We start from the raw sequence: 16,848 nt of genomic DNA, 5'->3' as shown, positions 1-16,848 counted from the left end.
GACCACCGGTCGACGCTGACGCCACCTGAGACCCAAGGCTGTCACCCGCTCAGGGCGAGCAGAAAACGTTCGCCTCTCGTGCGGTGCCGGGCATGACATCGGCTGGGCCCAGCCGTTTGAGATCCCCGCGGAAGCGTCTGATTTCCAGCCAGCTGTCGGGCGTCGCGCTGTGCAGGTCACTCAGCATGCCTGGTAGATCTCCCAGGGTGTAGACCTTGAAGGTCCGCTCCCTGCGCCGCGATGAGATATCGAAGCGTGCATCAAAGGCTGGCTGCGGTGATCGGTCCCAGTCAACCCGATTCAATGAACCGTGGCCGTGGATGCGGGCATCAACCACGACTTCTGGATCAGCGTCGCCGATCTCGCAGTCGTAGATCGGCGCTGCGCTGGCAACACTGGCGGCAATGGCGGGGTACGCAGACATGGGCCGACCGAGCGCGGCGGAGCAGAAGAGTGCGTGGCTGAACTGACCAACGGGCTGCGGCAAGGGAATCTTGTGGTGCGACTTGCCGTCGAAGGGCAGATCCCGGTTCTCGGTCACGAGGTCGAGGAAGGCTGCCACCCTCGCCGGGTCATGGCTGGTCTGCTTGATGTTGAAGCTGATGGCGCTGCGTCCTGCCTCGCGCAGCACCAGGTAGCGGTAGAAACCACCTGTGCCATTCGGAGGGAGGATGGCTTGGCAGACCACGTCGATGAAGCCACCCACCGGCAGGTAGTCCTCGGGGGTGAACCACGGCTTGGTCTGCATCTTGAGGATGGTGGGCACCACCAGGGTCTCAGGTTCATCCTCTGCTTCGGCGGGTGCCGCAACCTCCGTGAAGCCCTTGCGAAGCCATTCTTTGATCTTTTTGTCTAGGTGGCGTCGGGCGTGGTCCTCATCCAGCAGGACGACGGTGGTGGACTCACGACGGCGACTGGTCGAACCCCAGCGGACAAAGCATCGAATGCCCTCACGGCGAATCTCGAAGTACTCCGTCGCGCCGTCCTGGGTGCGCTCGAATCGTCGCCACACCGTCATGCTCTACTCCTGACTTGGAGCTACCAGCGTTGCAAGTCGGTGCTGGATCTCCGTACAAGGGCCGGTTGGCGGCCTCCCTCGGCTGGCCGATCAGTGTCACAGCAGCGGTTGGCAGTAACGCCGCCGCACTGGCGAGGACGGGTTCGGACGGCGGCAGGCGTAGTCCCTGAGGCAAGGGCCGGAGACTGATCACGCCGGACGACCCGGCCGAGGCTACGGATCAAGGGGTCAGGGTCTTTCCATGTGGTGTGGCGATTGCTACGTGAGCACCAGCTGTCCGAGTTCCTGGGTGCATCGGGTGAGCGCGACGTAGAGGCCGTTCCAGCCGCGCGGTTCAGCGGCGATGCCCTGGGGGTCGATGAGTAGCGTCGCATCCCATTCCAGTCCCTTGGACTGGGTCGCGGTGAGCACCGGCACATCGCTCAGCACGGCGAGGAGTTCGGCGATGCGGTCGACGGGGGCGATGACGCCAACCGTGCCGCCAGGCCACCGTTGCTGCAGCTGCCGCACGGCTTGGGCGGCGGCGCCGGCAAGCTCGGCAGGCGTGATCGTGAGCACCCAGGGGGCGATGCCGGAGGAGCGTACCGCCCGTGGCGGCGCATTGTGGCTGCCAGCCTTCTTCAAGACGGGTTCGGTGAGGTCCATAACCTCACGCGGGGTCCGGTAGCAGATGGTCAGTTCCGCAGCGGTCCAGCGGTCTCTGAAAACAGCCTGCACCGCTTGTGCCCAGCTGGTGTGCCGGTGTGCTGCCTCCGCCTGGTCGATGTCGCCGACCGCGGTGATGGAGCGACTGGGACAGCGCCGTAGGACCATCTGCCACTGCATCTCGGACAGCTCTTGCGCCTCGTCGATGACGACGTGGCCGTACACCCAGTCGCGCTGCCGGCGAGCGTGGTCGGCGACGAACTCGCCCTGTGGTTGCGGGGCTTCGACCTCGCCCAGCAGGTCGGCGAGGGCGTCGAGAAGGGGGATGTCGCTCGATGCCCACAGTGCGGGCTCGGCCTGGACGGCGGTGATCTCCTCCACGGACAACTGCGGGGCAAACCGGGCTAGCAGGGTGCGGTCGGCCATGAGGCCACACAGCAGGGTTTCGGCGTTGAGAGTGGGCCACCATGCCTCGATGAACCGGGCGATGGTGGCGCTCGCGCCGATACGATGACGAAGACTTTCTACCTCGTCCTCGGAGAGCAATCCGTCGACGTCACTGCCGGTGGACCTCCTGCCGAGCTGGTGGTCATGCTGCATTCCCCTGTCGACGCGGGCGAGGATGTCCTCGAAGCCCTCCTCCATCTCGTTCATCAGCGCCTCGCGCTGTTCGACGACGGCTTCGGCCAGGATGTGGTGCAGCTGCTCGGCGAACGCCGCACGGGCGCGGTGGTACGGGCGTCCCTGCACCGCCGAGGCGAGTGCCTGTGCCACTGTTGCGGCCGGGATGACGTAGAACTCGCCCTCCCAGCGCAGCTTCAGCTCACGGGGCCGGGGGAGCAGCGACGCGACGTAGTTTTCGAGCGCGGGTTGCCAGAGGGCGCGACCCTTGATCTCGGCGAGAAGCCGGCTCTCGTCGCGGCCCACGCGGATCTCGGGCAGCAGAGTGTCGCAGGTCGCCGAGACGACGGCGGTCTCACCGAGCGCGGGCAGCACCTGGGCGATGTACCGGAGGAACCGCGGCGAGGGGCCGAGGACCAGGACCGCTTGGTCGGCCATCTTCGGGTGGGCGAACAGCAGGTAGGCGACGCGGTGCAGGGCAACGACGGTCTTGCCGGTGCCGGGACCGCCCTGAACGATCAACGGGCCGGTCGCCTCGGCCCGGATGATGTCATCCTGTTCGCGTTGCAGCGTGGAGATCGCCGTCGACATGCGGCCGGTTCGCCGTTGGTCCAGGGCGGCCAGTAGAGCGCCTTCACCGACGAGTTCGGCCGTTATGGTCCCGTCCAGTGGCTCGTCGTCCACGCCGACGACGGTCGATCCCGTCGTGCGTATGTGACGCCGCCGTGCCTGACCTTGCGGGTCGACAGCCGTCGCGGTGTAGAACGGCCGAGCTGCGGGAGCGCGCCAGTCCACCAGGAGCGGCTCACTGTCCTCGCGGTCGTTACGGAGACCGACACGGCCGATGTGTCGCACGGTGCCGTCAAGGCCGTCGAGGCGGCCGAAGACCAGCCCTTCCCGTGCTCGCCGTAGCTCCTCGTACTGCTGGCGGAGCATGCGCCGCCGCGCCCGTTCCAACGCGTTCAGGGCGTCCGACGAAAGCTCGGCCTGTAGATGGTCGGCAAGCCTGTCGCGCCGGGCCGTGGCCAAGTCGAGAAACTCTTGTTCCTCGGCAACCGCGGATCGGCGCGCGACGCCCTCCGCGGTAGAGGTTGGCGCTTCGCCGTTCGGTGTTGTTTCGCTGACGCCAGCAGTGCCGTTGTTCAGAGCAGAATCCTGGCGCATTCGCAAATCCTTGTACTGGTGCTTTCCCTCGGCCCGAACGAGCCGCAGGTATGCCGGCGGCAAGCTTAGAGTTGGTTTCTCCTCGCCGGCCAGGAATCCAGTCGGCGGAGATGGGAATCTCAATGCCTTGCAGTTCGGTGCCGCGTGTGGCCTCAACCCATCTTGATTCGCCTATTGAGAGTGTCGCGTCGGGCGGCGGGCCTGCTCGTCCGGCCGCGGTCCGAACAGGGCGCGAGGTGGTTGGCTACCCGGCAGCGGTGGCACTGGGTCCTGCCGTCTTCCGCGCGAGCGACCACCACCTTGTCTGCTCCGCGGCCGCCGCATCGTTCCGGGCGCCGGCGACCGGCGCAGCCGGGGCAGAGGTGCCCGCCGTCGGCCGACGGCGTAAAGACCTCGGGGCTCCCCCCGAACCCCCAGCCCTCCTCAGAGATCCTCGGCGAAAGCCTTCGACTTCCCACCGTGAAGAACCCACGCACGACCTGGGATGTTAGAGCCTTCAGCCGGGCGCATGCTGGTGGACGTGACTCAAGAGGTGACCTGCCCCAACCCGGTGCTGCGGTCTGACGCCGCGGTGCTCGTCGGATTGCTGGCCGAGCTTGAAGGATGCGTCTGGGCCGACATCCTGCCGCGAGAGTTCGTCGACAAGGTGCGGGCCCGGTTCGTGCGTGCGGGCCACCTGACGCAGGGCGCAGGAGACTACGAACTGAGACAGGCCCTGAACGACATGAACCACCGGTTGCGCTACGCGCTGGGCGAGTACGACGCGCCACCGCAACCGATCGAGCTGCCACGATGATCATCGCGCCCCCGCTAGGTGGTCGGGAGCGGTTCAGAGCCGGCCGTACTGCTCCCGGACCAGGGACTCGACGGTGGTGACGGCGTCCGGTGGCCCGCCGCCCACGCTGACCAGCACGATGATCTCGTTCCGGCGCGCGACCCCGCGTACCTCGGTCCTGTCTTCGTCGGTGAAGGTCAGCGCCCCCGGTACGTCGGGGATCTCCACCAGGTTGCCGAGGCCGCCGGCCGGCGGCTGAAGATCGACGTAGGACTGCTGGAACTGGTCCGCTGCCGACACCGAGTCGAACTGGAGCAGGGTGACCGTCACCGAGGCGGAGTCCGGTCGGGTCCAGGCCGCGCCGGCGGCGTGTTGCACGGTGTTGCGCACCGCCGCGACGAGCATCAGGGACCGGAAGTCCTCGCCGAGCGGCAGGATTCGGGTGATGTTGACCTGATCGTCGACCGCGGCCGGCGTGGTGGGCGTCGAGTCGGCGGGAATCGCCACCACCAGCGCGCCGAGGTCGCGGTCCTGTCCGGCGCGCGCGTGGACGGCGTACCAGACCACCGTTCCGACGATGGCCGCCGCGGCGACGGCAGCCGCCACGCCGATCACCGGCCCGGGACGCCGCCACCAGGAAGCCTGCGCAGGGCGGGTGGCGGTCCGATGTGGGCCAGGTGCGAAGGCCGGGGCCGGCGGAGTGGCTGGGGCGGTCTCGCTGAGCGGTGCCGGTTCGGCCGGGGTCGGGCGGGCTTCCACCGGAGCCTTCGGCGCCGCCGCCAGGGTCGGGACGGCGGCGGCCAGCAACAGCGTCCCGGCCACCGCGAGCCAGATGCCGGCGAGGAACTCGCTCTGGGGATGGTCGGCCCGGGGGAAGCCGCTGGCGTCCACGGCGTCGCCGCCGGACAGGAAGGCGAAAAGCGTCAGCGCCACGCCCAGCACCCCGGCGCCCAACCGCGCGCCGGGTCGCCACCGGGGCCTCACCCAGGCTGCGACCAGCATCACCAGCAGCAGCACCCACCCGACGTACAGGGACGCCCGGGAGCCGGGGAAGTCGGTCAACGCGTACGTCCGCACCTCGCCGGAGGGCGGCCGGCCCAGCAGCAGGTCGTCGGTGCTCTGCCCGGGTCGTACCGCCACCCACGGCATGGAGTGGGCGGCCGCCAGGACGATCAGGCCGACGATCGCCGTCGCCGCGGCCCGGGCATGACGTCGGCCGAGCGCGGCCGGAGCCGACTGGCCCGACGGCGTCCGCCCCGGCCCGGAAATGATCTTCACGGCGCACATCATGGCAGCGCCGGGGCAGGCCGTCGACCCCGATTCCCACCCGTGTCTGCGCTGCACGACCTGCGCATTTGATCCCGCGAAGCGGGTGGATCACCAGCCGGAAGCTCGCATACGATCCGCTCCGGCACCCGATGTGAAGGCGGCTGATGGAAACCAGGTCCGGACGGCCCGAGCTGACGGTCAGCGGCGAGACACCGGCGGCCGGCCGGGCACCCCGTAACCGGTGGATCACCCTCGTGGTCGCGGCGGCCGCCATCGGCGTGGCGCTCGTCGGCAGCTTCTTCGTGAGGCAGCAACGCGCGACCGATGAGGTGGCGCCCCGGCCGTCGGCGCTGGCGGACGCGCCATCGGCCCTGCCGTGGCTGTCGGCGATGGTCGCCCGGGACGGCACGTCCGTGACCGTGTACGCCGGGACGAGCGCCCAGTGCAAGGAACTCGTGCAGCCCCGGGCGGCGGTCGCCGGGCAGGACGGCGCCCAGGTGGTCGTGGCCGTGCGGGCCCGTGTCCTGGGTGCGGCCGACTGCGCCACGAGCGGCGTGGCCGTTCCCGTCTTGCTGTCGCTGCCGGAGCCCCTCGGCGACCGGGTGCTCCGCGACGGCGCCTCCGGGGAGGTGCGGCCGACCTACTTCGCACGTGACCTGCCGGACCTGGGCCAGCGGTGGAGCCCGCACCCAGGGCAGTGGGCCGCCACCGACGAGGGCTGGTACCAGGGCTACAACGGCCCGGAAGGCTTGCATCTCGTCGTGACGGCGGGCCGCACGGCCGAGGTGCGGCGACCCGCCGGCGGCACGCCGGTCACGATCGGCGCGCGCGACGGCGTCGTCACCGGCGCGGCGGAGCGCTCGTGGACCGTGTGGTGGGCGGCGGGGGAGGTCACCTATTCGCTGCGGCTGACGCCGGCCGAGGGGGCCACCGTCAGCCTGCGGGAGTTCCAGCGGGAGATCAGCCGGTTCACCTGGCGTTGAGCGCGGTCAGCCCGGCTGTCCATGATCCAGCTCGGCAGAGGTTCGGCGACCCGGCGGACCACCCACCCGCGGTCCGCCGGGGTGGCAACGGTGATCTCCGGCTGGCGTGGTCCGAGGTCGGTCGCGGCCGGCAACGATACGCGCCACACGAAGCGAGCCCGGCGGACACGGCACGGGGCCGGTCCACCGGGCTCGCTCCGGCAGGGAGGTGGAAGGTCTAGAGGGCGCGCCGCGGGTCCGCCGGGTCGGGCGGGAAGGCGGCGCTCCGCTGGGCGGGGACGTCGGTCACCACGTACTCCGTCTCGGGTTCCGGGGTGGGCTCCTCGTCGGTCTCCGCGCGGTGCTTGGCCGCCGCGGCAGCCGCTGCCGCTGCCGCGCCCGCGGCGACCGCGCCGGCCGCGACCGCTGTGGCCGAGACGCCGGCCTTGCCGTCGTCGCCGCGCGAGGACACGGCGTGCTCGACGCCGGGGGTGCCGAGGGTGCGGCCCTCGTCGATGGTGCCGCGCCAGGCGCCCGTCTCGGCGCCCCGGCCCTCGATGTACGACTTGAACTTCTCCAGGTCGGCCTCGGCCCGCTTCTCCACCAGGTGCAGCTTGTCGCCGGCCTTCTCGACCAGCCCCTCCGGCTCGTACTCCAGGGAGAGCCGGACCTGGGTGCGGTCGGTGCCGAGCGGCTGGAAGTGGACGGCGCCGGCGTTGGTGGCGCCGCTGGTGGCGGCCCAGGCGACCGTGCGGTCCGGGACCTGCTCCAGGATTTTGGCTTCCCACTCGCGCTTCACGCCGGCGATCTCGGCGACCCAGTGCATCCGCCGGTCGTCGAGCTGGCGCACTTCCTGCACGCCACCCATGAACCGGGGGAACTCCTCGAACTGGGTCCACTGGTTGTACGCGGTGCTGACCGGCACGTCGACTTCGATGGACTTCTCGACCTTCGTCGCCATGAGCACTCCTTGTCGTTCAGTGGTCTGCACCGAAATCCGTACCCCGGGTGGCGCGGCCCAATCGAGCCGAAAGGCCCGGGTCGACGCGCCGACCCGGGCCTTTCGGAGTTTTGTGGGGTCAGCCGTCCTCGCGGTCCGGGCTCTCCAGCCGGAAGAAGTTGCTCTGCCTCCCGTCGGAGCGTTCCTCCTGGTAGATGAAGTTGAGCCGCCGCTCGTCGAAGGCGCGGAACCACTCCTCCCAGCTGAGTTCGCGCAGCCGCTCCTCGCGCCCGTTGCTCGGGAAGTCGAAGCGCAGCACCCCGGCGTGCCCGTCGTGCTCGGTGCCGTCCACCGTGCAGGGCACGCCCTTGCGGGCCTCCGCCCACTGCCGGATCACCTCGTGGTCGGTGGTGACCAGGCTGCGGCCGGGCCGCTCCGGCTCGTCGTCGACGGAGGTGACCTCCTGGGAGTACTTGATCGACTTGGAGGTCTGCGAGCCCGTGCGGACGCCCCCACCGGAGGAGCCGGAGCGCGAGCCCGACCCGGACCCGGAGTCATCACGCAGGCTCTTCACCAGGGCCTTGACCAGGTCCGGCTTGTGCATGTCGGAGGTGCCGGTGACGCCCCGGGCGCGGAGCCGGCTGCGCAGCTCGTCGACCTTCAGCCGGGCGATCTCGCTCTCGTCGATGTCGGGGGTGTTCGGAGTCTGGTTGCCCGGCGGGTTGGCCGACGAGGAGGTGCTCTTCTTCGCCGACGACGAGCCCCGGGACGAGCCGCCGGCCCCGGCGGACGTGCTCTTCTTGGCGCCGTCCCGCATGCTCTTCACCAGGGCCTCGACCAGGTCGTCCTTGCGCATGTCGGCGGTGCCGGTCACGCCGCGCCGACGCAGCCGGTCGCGGAGCTGGTCGACCTTCAGCCGGGCGATCTCGCTCTCGTTGATGTCGGGGGTGTTCGGGGTCTGGTTGCCCGGCGGGTTCGTCGCGGTCGAGCCGCTGCCGCGGCCCGAGCTGCTCGTCGTCGGCATCGCACATCATCCTTCCTCGACCCGGTTCCAGGGGGTTTCCAGCGCCTCGTGACGCGGTGGGCCGTCTGCAGACCTGTACCCTCAGTCGACGGCCCAAACGCTCGGCGGGTGCGGCGTGGACGAGCAGCAGGGTGTCGTTGAGTCCGGCGACGGCCCCTGACTCGGTCGGTTCGGCGGCCCTGCGGGTCCTGGAATCCTCGGCCCGCCGGACCTGCCCGGGGGCAAGGCTGACCTGGGCGGTCACGATTGCCCACCCGCCTGACGAGCCGCTATCGTTCCGGAGCCGGAGCCCGCCAAGCTTGAGGATCGTGATGACTTCCCCGGAGTTGACGACAGTTCCCGCCCGGGGAAGCTCCCACATCGAGAAACCAGTCGTTTCCGCCTCCCCGGCGGACCCGGGCACCCTGCCGGGAACGGCAACCACGAGTGGGCCGCGCAGGGAGCCCTCCTCGAGCCGCTTCCGGGGTGATGTCGCGGGGCTTCGCGCCGTGGCCGTCGGGCTCGTGCTGCTGTACCACGCCGGGCTGCCGTTCCTCCCGGGTGGCTTCGTCGGGGTCGACGTCTTCTTCGTGATCTCCGGTTTCCTCATCACCGGGCAGCTCATGACGGAGATCGAGCGCACCGGCCGCATCTCGTTGCTCGGGTTCTACGCACGGCGGGCCAAGAGGATCCTGCCCGCCGCGACGGTGGTGCTGGCGGCCACCGCCGTGGCGGTCCGGCTGTTCGTCCCCCGGGGTCAGTGGCAGGAGATCGGCGGCGACATCGCCGCCGCGGCGATCTACGTGGTGAACTGGCGGTTCGCCGACCGCGCGGTCGACTACCTCGCCGCCGACAACGCCGCGACCTCGCCGGTCCAGCACTTCTGGTCGCTCGCCGTCGAGGAGCAGTTCTACCTGCTCTGGCCCCTGCTGATCATCCTCGCGCTCCTCGCGGCGCGGCGGCTCCGGCGGACGAACGTGCGGCCCGTCCTGTGGGTCGGTCTCGCGGTCCTGGCGGTGCCGTCGTTCGTCTGGTCGATCGTCGAGACGGCGCACTCCCCGGAGCGGGCCTTCTTCGTCTCCACGACCCGGTTGTGGGAGCTGGCGGTCGGGGCGGGCATCGCGCTGGCCGCGACCGGCGTCGCGCGCATGCCCCGGGCGCTGGCCGTCCTCCTCGGCTGGCTGGGCCTCGCCGCGATCGTGGCGGCGGCGCTGCTGGTGACGAAGGGGACGGCATGGCCCGGGTACGCCGCCGCGCTGCCCACGGTCGGCGCCGCCGCGGTGATCGCGGCCGGCGTCGCGGCGGGTTCCCGCGGTCCGGTCCTGGTGCTCGGCACGCGCCCGTTCCGCTGGGTCGGTGACCTGTCCTACTCGCTGTACCTGTGGCACTGGCCGATGCTCATCGTGGCCGGCGCGTACTGGGACGGCCTGTCGGTGAAGCGCGGCCTGGTGGTGGCGCTCGCCTCGGTGGTCCCCGCCTGGCTCACCTTCCGGCTCGTGGAGAACCCGCTGCGCTACTCGCGGGCGATCTCGACGTCGCCGCGTCTCGCGCTGAGCCTCGGTGGCAACTTCACGATGGCCGGGATCTGCGCCGGCCTCGCCCTGGTCCTGATGGCCGCGTGGGCGGCCGCCGCCACGCCGAGCCGGGGCAGCCAGTACGCGCCTGGCGCGGCGCTGCTGTCGACCGCCCCGGGGACCGCCCCGATCGGCCCGGTCCCCGAGCGGTTCGACTTCATCTCGCCGGACCCCCTGAAGATCCGGCAGGGATTCATGGATGTGCCCGACACCAACCGGGACAAGTGCTTCCAGCAGGTCGTGGGGTCCGAGGTCCTGTCGTGCACCTACGGCAACCCGGACGGAGCCACGACCGTCGCCCTGGTGGGCGACTCCAAGATGGACCAGTGGCTGCCGGCGTTCCAGGTGCTCGCCGCGCAGAACGACTGGAAGCTGGTGATCACCGCCAAGGCCGGGTGCGCGTTCACCAGCGCAAAGGTCCTCAAGGGCGATGGTTCCAACAAGCCCTACACCGACTGCATCGAGTGGAACAGGACGCTGCTGCGCCGACTGGCCGAGCAACGTCCCGACTACGTCGTCACCTCGCAGTCAGCGGGGAGCGCCCTCGACGCCGCGGGCAAGGTGTCGGTCGACGCGATGGTCGCGGGCATGCGGTCCTCGTGGAAGACGCTTGACTCCGCGGGCGTGCAGGTGGTCGTCCTCGCCAACAACCCCCATCCCGGCCCGGCGATCGTGGCGTGCGCCGACAAGAACCGGAAGCACCTGTCGGCCTGCGCGTTCGACCGCAAGCTCCACGACCGGGACCCGGGCCTCGTGACGCAGCGGAAAGCGGTCGTCGGGATGCCCCAGGTCAAGATGATCGACCTGTTCGACGCCGTCTGCCCCACCGACCGGTGCCCGGTGGCGTTCGGCAACGTCCTCATCTACCGCGGGGGTTCGCACATCGGCGCGGCCTACGTCCGGACCACGGCCCCGCACCTGGCTCGGGCGCTGTCGGACATCGGCGTGCCCGCACGCTTCTCCCCGTCGAACTGATCGCCGCCGCCACCGGCCGGGCCGTGGCGGCGGGCGCGATCAGGCGTAGATGGTGGTGACGTAGTCCGGGCCGTAGTGGCGTTCCAGGTCGGCGAGGTTCTCGGTCGACGCCTCGACCTCCTTGACCAGGCGGGCGCGGGTGGGCAGCGCGTCGGGCTGCCAGGTCTCCGGCCGCCACAGTTCGGAGCGGAGGAACGCCTTCGCGCAGTGGTAGAAGATCTGCTCGATGGCCACCTCGACGGCGAGCACCGGCCGGTGTCCCTTGACCACCATGTCGGCGAAGTACGGCGCGTCGGTCACCAGCCGCGCCCGGCCGTTGATCCGCAGCGTGTCGGTGCGGCCGGGGATCAGGAAGATGAGCCCGACGTGGGGGTTGGCCAGGATGTTGCGGTAACCGTCGGCCCGCCGGTTGCCGGGCCGCTCGGGGATGGCGATGGTGGTCTCGTCCAGCACCAGGGTGAAGCCGGCCGGGTCGCCCTTCGGGGAGACGTCGCAGCTGCCGTCCGCGCCGGCCGTGGCGATCAGGCAGAACGGCGAGGCGGCCAGCCACTCCCGGTCCCGCTGGTGCAGCACCGTGCGCTCCTTGTCCCGCGCCCGCTGCGTCGGCGCGCCGAGCAGTTCCGCCAGTTCCTCCGGGCTGGTGATCTCCCGTGTCGTCACGTCTGCCTCCCCCGTCCGTTGACCTTGACGGCGGTTCCGGCCCGCGAACGGCAGGTTTCCGCCATGGTCAGCCTAGGAGAGCGCGTCGACGGCGAGGTTTGCCCCCGGAGCCCGGGGGTACGGACTGAGCCGCAGCGCGCCGCGAGCGATGGAGGCGGAGATGGAGAGCCGACTGAAGGTGCTCGGCCATCCCGTGCACCCGATGCTGGTGATGTTCCCGGTGGGCCTCCTGGTGACCGCGGTGATCTTCGATGTGATCGACACCGTGGGTGGGCCGGACTTCCTCGGCGAGGTCGCGTACTGGAACATCACGGTCGGCCTGATCGGCGGCCTGCTGGCCGCGGCGGCCGGCGCCTTCGACCTGCTCGCCCTGCCCACCGGCACCCGCGCCAAGCGGGTCGGGCTGACGCACGCCGCCGCCAACGTCGCGGTGATCCTGCTCTTCGCCGCGGTCTGGGCGGTCCGGCTCAACGCCGACTCCCGGGCCGCCGGCGGCGCGCTGATCGCCATCGAGGTGGTCGCCGTGGCCATCCTCGGCGTGAGCGCCTGGCTCGGCGGCGAGCTGGTGGACCGGCTGGGTGTGGGCGTCGACCCGGAGCACGACCTGAACGCCCCCAGCTCGCTGCGACCCCCTTCGGCGACCCAGCGGATCGGAGACGTGCGATGACGGAACAGAGTGGCGGCGGCCGGGGCTGGCGGGGCCGCCAGCAGGGCTGGGACCCGATGGGTGAGCTGCAGTCGCTGCGCGCCGAGCTGAGCCGCCTGGTCGGTGGCCGCGCCGGCAACCCGGACGTCGAGCTCACCGAGGTCAGTGACGGCTGGGAGGTGGTCGTCCGGCTGCCCGGTGTGGCGCCCGAGGAGGTGGCCGTCGAGCTGGACGACCGGGAGCTGTGCGTGCGGGCGCGGTCGGAGGCCGAGGTCAACGCCGACCAGGGCATCCCGGGCGGCTTCACCACCCGGGGCTTCGAATACCGGGTGGACCTGCCGTCCCGGGTGGACCCGGACGGGATCGACGCGGTGATGGACCACGGCCTGCTCCGGGTGCGGCTGCCCCGGGCGGCCCGGCCCGCGCCGCGCACCATCACGGTCGGCCGCACCGGCCCGAGGGCGACCTCCGGGGGTAGCCGGGGCTTCGTCGACCCGGCCGCCGACCGGGAGCTGCACCACCCGGACACCACGGCCGACGAGATCGACCGGCCGTAGGGGTCGCGTGACCACCCTGTCCGACGACTCCAGCTCGGCGCGTCTGTCGCCGCGCCGCGACCTGGAGCCGTCGTCCGACGACTCCAGCTCGCCGCACCGCGACCTGGAGCCGTCGTCGGTGCTCGGCCCGGTCGGCGAGCGCGTCCCGGACGTCGAGCGGATCGCCGTGCTGCGGGCGAACGCGCTCGGCGACTTCATCTTCGTGCTGCCGGCGCTGGAGGCGCTGCGCGCCGCGTACCCGTCGGCGGAGATCGTGCTGCTCGGCGCGCCGTGGCACGCGAAGCTCTGGCGCGACCGCCCCGGCCCGGTGGACCGGGTCCTGGTGGTCCCGCCGGCGCCCGGCATCCGGGAGCCCGGCCCGGACGAGGCGCCCGCCGAGCTGGCGGACTTCCTGGCGTCGGCCCGCAAGGAGCAGTTCGATCTGGCCCTGCAACTGCACGGCGGGGGCGCCAACTCCAACCCGGTCATCGCCGGGCTGGGCGCGCGGGTCACCGCCGGCCTGCGGGCCGAGGACGCGCCGCCGCTGGACCGCTGGATCCGCTACGTCTACTACCAGCACGAGGTGATCCGCTATCTGGAGGCGGTGGCCCTGGTCGGGGCGGCGGCCGTGACGATCACCCCGGCGCTGGCGGTGACCGACGCCGACCGGGCCGAGGCCCGCGAGGTGCTCGGCGCGCCCACCCGGCCCCGGGTGGCGCTGCACCCGGGAGCCACCGACAGCCGCCGGCGCTGGCCGCCGGAGCGCTTCGGCGCGGTGGCCCGGGCGCTGGCCGGCGACGGGTACGAGGTGCTGGTCACCGGCACCCCGGCCGAGCGGGAGACGGTGGACGAGGTGGTCGCCGCGGCGGGCGTGCCGGTCCGCCCGCAGGTCGGCACGCTGAGCCTGGGCGGGCTGGCCGCCGCGTACTCCGGCTGCGCGCTGGTGGTCTCCAACGACACCGGCCCGCTGCACCTGGCCGCCGCGGTGGGCGCACCGACGGTCGGCATCTACTGGATCGGCAACCTGATCAACGGGGCGACCCCGCTGCGCGTCCGGCACCGGCCGATCGCCTCGTGGACCACCCACTGCCCGGTCTGCGGCATCGACTGCACACGGGACATCTACCCGCACCGGCCGGGCGGCGGGGAGTGCCCGCACCGCGACTCGTTCGTGGCCGACGTGCCGGTGGCCGAGGTGGTCGAGGCGGCCCGCGAGCTGCTGGCGGAGTAACGAGGGGCTCAGGCCGGCTGCGGGGTGTCGGACGCGGCCACCACGACCTCCCACGCCTCCACCTCGCGCTCGGTCACCGTGGTGGGCGACTCCAGGTGGTAGGCCCCGCTGGGCAGCACGCCGGCGCCGCCGTGCCGCTCCAGCACCGCGAGCTGCGCGGCCACGTCCTCGCCCTGGTGCTGCTCGGGCAGCCGGCGCCAGAAGTCGAAGCCGCCGGCGTCGACGAGCTTGGCCCGGTCGTAGAGCACGCACCCGCCGATCCAGGAGACCTTGTACGCCCGCCACGCCCCGGCCGGCAGCCGCAGCTTCTCGGTGACGTGCAGCAGGTTCGCCGCCGGGTGGATGGACGCCCGCTGCCACTCCGGGCTGCCGGGGCGGACCCGCTCGGGCACCGGCTGGCCCTGCCACTCTTCGTAGTGCCCGTGCGTCTCCGGGCGCACGTCGTCGGCGTAGGAGAGGCCGTGCACGGCGTTGCCGACGAACCCGCAACCCAGCTCGCGGATGGCGGTGACCAGCCGGGACAGCGTGCCGGGCTCCAGCCAGACGTCGTCGTCGAGGCAGAGCACGTACCGGGCCGCCGACCGGTCCAGCAGGTAGGCCCGGTGCTCGGCCAGCCCGCGCCGGGGCAGCCGGCGGGTCAGCAGCACCGGGTGACCCCGGTGGCGCAGCGCCCGGACCATGGTGGCCGCCGCCGGGTGTGCGTACGCGGGGTCGCCGTCGGACTGGTCGCTCACCACCACCCCGAAGTCGGGTACGCCCTCCTGCGCGGCCAGCCCCGAGAGGGTGACGGCCAGTTCGGCGGGGCGGTTGCGGGTGGGGATCAGCACGTCGAGCTGCCGGGGGCGGCGGAACCCGTCGGGCGCGCCGAGGTCGAGCGGTCGGTTCACGCCGGCCTGCCCTCGCCGACCGGCGGGACCACCGGATGGGACCGGATCCGGTCGATGATCGCCGAGGTGGAGCGGTCCGGCACGTACCCGAGGGTGCGCACCTGGCCGCCCAGCCGGCGGACCAGCGGCGCCTCCGGGACCATCTCGGGCGGGTAGTCGCCGCCCTTGACGTAGACGTCCGGGCGGACCGCCTCGATCAGCTTCGCCGGGGAGTCCTCCTCGAAGACCACCACGTGGTCGACGCACTCCAGCGCGGCGAGCAGGGCGGTGCGGTCCTCGACCGGGTTGACCGGCCGGTCCGGGCCCTTGAGCCGCCGTACGCTGCCGTCGGAGTTGACGGCCACGATCAGCAGGTCGCCGAGCGCGCGGGCCTGGGTCAGGTAGCGGACGTGCCCGGGGTGCAGCACGTCGAAACAGCCGTTGGTGAAGACGATCGACCGGCCGGCCCGGCGGTGCTCCGCGACGATCGCGGTCAGCTCCTCGGCGCCCACCTGGGTCGGGCGCCCTACCTCCTCCGGCCCGGTGCCCAGGGCGTCGAGCAGGTCCTCGCGGCGGCACACGCAGGTGCCGGTGTCGGAGACGGTGATGGTCGCGGCGAGCTGGGCGAGCTGCGCGGCGGTCGGCAGGCTCGCCTCCGCCGCCAGCGCCAGGGTCATGGCCGCCAGGTACGCGTCCCCGGCACCCACGGCGTGACTGGCCGGGACCGGCGTGCTGTGGCTGCGCCGGGGTTCGCCGTCGGCCCCGCCGACCACGGCGCCCTCGGTGTCCAGGGTCACCGCCACGACGTCGGCGCCGGTGTGCTCGCGCAGCTCGTCCAGGCGGGACTCGGCCAGCACGGCCCGGTCCACGCCGGCGCCGGCCGCCGCGTTCACGGTCACGCCGGTGCCGGTGACGGTGAGCCCGTCCCCGGTCAGCGCCACCCGTTCCTCGCCGGGCGTCGGCTCGCCGGTCGGGCCGGCGATCCCGCCGCCGTGCTCGGCCGCGGGAGCGCCGGAGGTCGGGTGCGGGCTGCCCGGCTCCCGTTCACCGGCCCCGCCCGGCGCCGCGCCGACGACCAGTTCAGAGGGCCCGTCGGCCGGGTCGGCCAGGTGGTCCAGGTGCAGGTCGGCGGCGGTCGCGCCGCGCGGGGCGCTCCGGTGCCCGCCGCCGAATCCGGCGGCCGCCCGGGCAAGCAGCCGGGTCGCCTCGGCGAAGCTCGGGGTCACCACGGTCGGGTTGAGCCCGCGCCAGTCGGCCAGGTCGTGCGCGTCGAGCGCCACGGTGGCGTACCGGTCCCGGTTGGCGACCAGCCAGGCGCGCACGCCCGAGGGCAGCGCCCCCAGGCCGTAGTCGCAGACGACCAGGGTGGGCGGCTGCCCGGCGGCCGCCGCGCGCAGCTCCTCGGTGGCGCAGTGCAGCGCGGTCAGCAGGCGGGCCACGCCGTCGTCGTCGAACGCGTCGTCCGGGTCGCCGGAGTCCTCGCGGAGCAGGATCTGGTTGCCGGCGAGCATCCGCCGCTTCACCGGCGTTGGCCGGCCGGGCTGGTTGACCGTGCGGTCCCAGACGCTGGCCCGGTCGAGGCAGTCGTGCAGCTCGTCGCCGGCCACGTCGGCGCCGACCGGGGCGACCAGGGCGGCCCGGCCGCCGAGCGCGGCCACGTTGACCGCGGTGTTCGCCGCCCCGCCGGCGGCGGAGATCCGCCGGCGCAGGCTGAGGACCGGCGCGGGCGCCTCGCGGCAGAGCCGCTCCGACTCCGCGAACCGCCACTCGTCCAGCATGGCGTCGCCGACGACCAGCACGGGACGCCCCTGCCAGCCGGCCACGACGGTGGCGAGCCGGCGCTCTTCCGCTGCTGCTGCCATGCCCCTTCGGGTCCCCCGAGCGGGACCGGCCAAACCTGCGGTGCGGGCCACCCACGGCGTCCGGTTTCGGCCGGTCACTCCCGGGAAGGGGTGCAGACACA

Annotated in this window: 13 protein-coding genes and 1 pseudogene; 6 read left to right on the top strand and 8 right to left on the bottom strand. The window is 72.2% G+C overall.

The window, feature by feature from the left end; all coding sequences use genetic code 11:
- Positions 1–49: 49 nt before the first annotated feature.
- Together RMN56_RS09335 and RMN56_RS09330 are read right to left on the bottom strand one after the other, a co-directional pair.
- A complete protein-coding gene (locus tag RMN56_RS09335; protein ID WP_313723436.1) occupies positions 50–1,018 on the bottom strand; it encodes a hypothetical protein in 969 nt (322 codons plus the stop codon).
- 258 nt (positions 1,019–1,276) lie between these two features.
- Positions 1,277–3,448, bottom strand: a complete 2,172-nt coding sequence (locus RMN56_RS09330) for a HelD family protein (RefSeq protein WP_313723435.1) — start codon at positions 3,446–3,448, stop codon at positions 1,277–1,279.
- A 508-nt stretch (positions 3,449–3,956) separates the two neighbouring features.
- Between RMN56_RS09330 and RMN56_RS09325 the strand changes: the two genes are divergently transcribed.
- The gene (locus RMN56_RS09325; protein ID WP_313723434.1) at positions 3,957–4,244 is read left to right on the top strand and encodes a hypothetical protein; all 288 of its coding nucleotides are present in this window, start codon (positions 3,957–3,959) and stop codon (positions 4,242–4,244) included.
- Between the two features lie 33 nt (positions 4,245–4,277).
- Here RMN56_RS09325 and RMN56_RS09320 read toward each other — a convergent pair whose 3' ends face one another.
- On the bottom strand, positions 4,278–5,501 hold the full coding sequence (locus tag RMN56_RS09320; protein WP_313723433.1) for a hypothetical protein: 1,224 nt from the start codon (positions 5,499–5,501) through the stop codon (positions 4,278–4,280).
- Between the two features lie 155 nt (positions 5,502–5,656).
- Here RMN56_RS09320 and RMN56_RS09315 point away from each other — a divergent pair, with 155 nt between their 5' ends.
- Positions 5,657–6,475, top strand: a complete 819-nt coding sequence (locus RMN56_RS09315; RefSeq protein WP_313723432.1) for a hypothetical protein — start codon at positions 5,657–5,659, stop codon at positions 6,473–6,475.
- Positions 6,476–6,965: 490 nt separating this feature from the next.
- Here RMN56_RS09315 and RMN56_RS09310 read toward each other — a convergent pair.
- Together RMN56_RS09310 and RMN56_RS09305 are read right to left on the bottom strand one after the other, a co-directional pair.
- A pseudogene (locus RMN56_RS09310) lies at positions 6,966–7,415 on the bottom strand (SRPBCC family protein); the annotation flags it as partial.
- Between the two features lie 118 nt (positions 7,416–7,533).
- Positions 7,534–8,211: an SAP domain-containing protein gene (locus RMN56_RS09305; protein ID WP_446685819.1), complete on the bottom strand. Its 678-nt coding sequence runs from the start codon at positions 8,209–8,211 to the stop codon at positions 7,534–7,536.
- Between the two features lie 695 nt (positions 8,212–8,906).
- Here RMN56_RS09305 and RMN56_RS09300 point away from each other — a divergent pair.
- Positions 8,907–10,946 carry an acyltransferase family protein gene (locus RMN56_RS09300; protein ID WP_376787287.1) on the top strand — a complete coding sequence of 680 codons (2,040 nt, stop codon included), beginning with the start codon at positions 8,907–8,909 and terminating at the stop codon, positions 10,944–10,946.
- 39 nt (positions 10,947–10,985) lie between these two features.
- Here RMN56_RS09300 and RMN56_RS09295 read toward each other — a convergent pair whose 3' ends face one another.
- Positions 10,986–11,606 carry a pyridoxamine 5'-phosphate oxidase family protein gene (locus tag RMN56_RS09295; RefSeq protein WP_313723429.1) on the bottom strand — a complete coding sequence of 207 codons (621 nt, stop codon included), beginning with the start codon at positions 11,604–11,606 and terminating at the stop codon, positions 10,986–10,988.
- A gap of 160 nt (positions 11,607–11,766) precedes the next feature.
- On the opposite strand from RMN56_RS09295, the gene RMN56_RS09290 reads away from it, so the two are divergent.
- The 3 genes from RMN56_RS09290 to RMN56_RS09280 all read left to right on the top strand — a co-directional run bounded on the left by RMN56_RS09290 (position 11,767) and on the right by RMN56_RS09280 (position 14,019).
- Positions 11,767–12,273 (top strand): DUF2231 domain-containing protein, encoded by a 507-nt coding sequence (locus tag RMN56_RS09290; RefSeq protein WP_313723428.1) that lies wholly within the window; start codon positions 11,767–11,769, stop codon positions 12,271–12,273.
- Positions 12,270–12,809 (top strand): Hsp20/alpha crystallin family protein, encoded by a 540-nt coding sequence (locus RMN56_RS09285; RefSeq protein ID WP_313723427.1) that lies wholly within the window; start codon positions 12,270–12,272, stop codon positions 12,807–12,809. Before RMN56_RS09290 ends, RMN56_RS09285 begins: the two co-directional genes overlap by 4 nt.
- A gap of 103 nt (positions 12,810–12,912) precedes the next feature.
- Positions 12,913–14,019 carry a glycosyltransferase family 9 protein gene (locus tag RMN56_RS09280; RefSeq protein WP_313724688.1) on the top strand — a complete coding sequence of 369 codons (1,107 nt, stop codon included), beginning with the start codon at positions 12,913–12,915 and terminating at the stop codon, positions 14,017–14,019.
- Between the two features lie 8 nt (positions 14,020–14,027).
- Here the strand turns inward: RMN56_RS09280 and RMN56_RS09275 are convergent, their stop codons facing one another.
- Together RMN56_RS09275 and rfaE2 are read right to left on the bottom strand one after the other, a co-directional pair.
- Positions 14,028–14,906, bottom strand: a complete 879-nt coding sequence (locus RMN56_RS09275) for a glycosyltransferase family A protein (protein WP_313723426.1) — start codon at positions 14,904–14,906, stop codon at positions 14,028–14,030.
- Positions 14,903–16,747 carry a D-glycero-beta-D-manno-heptose 1-phosphate adenylyltransferase gene (gene rfaE2 / locus RMN56_RS09270; protein ID WP_313723425.1) on the bottom strand — a complete coding sequence of 615 codons (1,845 nt, stop codon included), beginning with the start codon at positions 16,745–16,747 and terminating at the stop codon, positions 14,903–14,905. Before rfaE2 ends, RMN56_RS09275 begins: the two co-directional genes overlap by 4 nt.
- Positions 16,748–16,848 lie beyond the last annotated feature (101 nt).

This window comes from Micromonospora halotolerans, assembly GCF_032108445.1.
Lineage (GTDB): Bacteria > Actinomycetota > Actinomycetes > Mycobacteriales > Micromonosporaceae > Micromonospora > Micromonospora halotolerans.
The sequence above is the reverse complement of the archived record's forward strand: the minus strand, read 5'-3'. Positions and strand labels throughout refer to the sequence as shown.